This is a genomic window from Micromonospora sp. ATLC20, from assembly GCF_057196585.1.
Map to the genome: position 1 here is coordinate 1 of NZ_JBXUOV010000361.1, position 1845 is coordinate 1845.

The following is a 1845-nucleotide window of genomic DNA, read 5'->3' on the forward strand; positions in this document are numbered from 1 at the left end:
GTGTCGGACCCACCGCCGCCCGTGGTGCCGGCCCCGGCGCTGCCGACCTGGCCGCCGCCGGCCACGCCCGCCCGCGACGCCGACACGACCCGTCCGGTACGCCCACAGCCCGCCGAGCCGGATCTCGCCACCACCGCGTACGGCGGCACCGACGGGCCCGGGTTCGCCACCGTGTCGTTCCCGCAGGGCAACCCGCTGGAGAACTCCGGGTCGCTGACCGGGCACATCCTGGCCCAGGGCTGGTCCGAGGAGGGCCCGGCGGCCCGGGGCGGCAACACGAAGGTGTTCATCGTGCTGGCCGTCGCGCTGACCATGTTGATCGCGATCAGTCTGCTCGTGGTCTTCCTGGCCAACGACGCGTTGAGCGGGCTGACCGGGACCATGCTCATCGAGTGACGGGGGTGAGCCCGCCCACTACGTTCTCGCGTCGCCGTGGCGGAGTGGGCGATGCGCCGTACACTTGACTGCGATCACTGACCTGGCGCGCCCGACTGCGCGCGCCCATGGGCGATCTTGCGGGCGATTCGGCGGCGTGACAGGCCGCGGCGGGCCATCGCGAAGATGCGCCCCGCTCGAGAGGTATTTCTTGACCACGTTCGCTGAACCCAGCACGTCCCCGTCCGTCGACCCGACGCCCGACACCGTCGACTTCGCCTCGCTCGGCCTGCCCCGGCAGCTCGTCGAGACGCTCGCCCGGCAGGGCATCACCACTCCGTTCGAGATCCAGCGGGCCACGCTGCCCGACTCGCTGGCGGGCCGCGACGTCCTCGGCCGGGGCCAGACCGGCTCCGGCAAGACGCTCGCCTTCGGCCTGCCGGTGATCGCCCGGGTCGCCGACCGCAACCGGGCCCGGCCGCTGCACCCTCGCGCCCTGGTCCTGGTCCCCACCCGTGAACTTGCCATGCAGGTCAACGACGCCCTCGTGCCGCTCGGCAAGTCGGTGGGCGTGTTCCTGAAGACCGCCGTCGGCGGTGTGCCGTACGACAGGCAGATCGACGCGCTGCGCCGCGGCGTGGAGATCGTCGTGGCCACCCCGGGACGGCTCGGCGACCTGATCGAACGCGGCGTGTGCCGGCTCGACGACGTCGAGATCACCGTGCTGGACGAGGCCGACCAGATGGCGGACATGGGCTTCCTGCCCGAGGTCACCCGGCTGCTGGCGAAGACTCCAGCGGACGCGCAGCGGCTGCTGTTCTCGGCCACTCTGGACAACGACGTCGACACGCTCGTCAAGCGGTTCATGACCGACCCGGTCACCCACTCGACCGCGCCGGCCACCGCCGCCGTGTCCACGATGGATCACCACCTGCTGCTGATCCCGCCGCACGACAAGTTCGCGGTCGCCGCGTCCATCGCCGCCCGCGAGGGCCGCACCATGCTGTTCGCCCGTACGCAGCTCGGCGTGGACCGGCTCGTCGAGCAGCTCGCGGCCGTCGGCGTACGGGCCGGTGGGCTGCACGGCGGCAAGACCCAGCGCATGCGCACCAAGACGCTCGCCGAGTTCCGCGAGGGCCGGACGCCCGTGCTGGTCGCGACCGACGTGGCGGCCCGGGGCATCCACGTCGACGGCGTCTCGCTGGTGCTGCACGTGGACCCGCCGAAGGACCCCAAGGACTACCTGCACCGGGCCGGCCGTACCGCTCGGGCCGGCGAGTCGGGCGCGGTGGCGACGCTGGTGCTGCCCAAGCAGCGCCGCACCACTCTGGCCATGATGGAGAAGGCGGGCGTCGAGCCGGCCGAGACCCGGGTCCGGGCGGGCGACGAGGCGCTGGCCGAGCTGACCGGCGCGCGCGAGCCCAGCGGCGTACCGGTGCGGGACGAGCCGGAGCCGCGACGCGGCGGCGG

The 1845-nt window shown here is 73.3% G+C and carries 1 protein-coding gene and 1 pseudogene; both read left to right on the forward strand.

Translation table 11 applies throughout. The features are described from left to right. Positions 1 to 396 (forward strand): annotated as a pseudogene (locus tag AC2CHG_RS31260) (hypothetical protein); the annotation flags it as partial. A 190-nt stretch (positions 397 to 586) separates the two neighbouring features. Continuing rightward, positions 587 to 1845, forward strand: a 1259-nt coding sequence (locus tag AC2CHG_RS31265) for a DEAD/DEAH box helicase (protein ID WP_484526197.1), incomplete at its 3' end; no start/stop codon positions are given.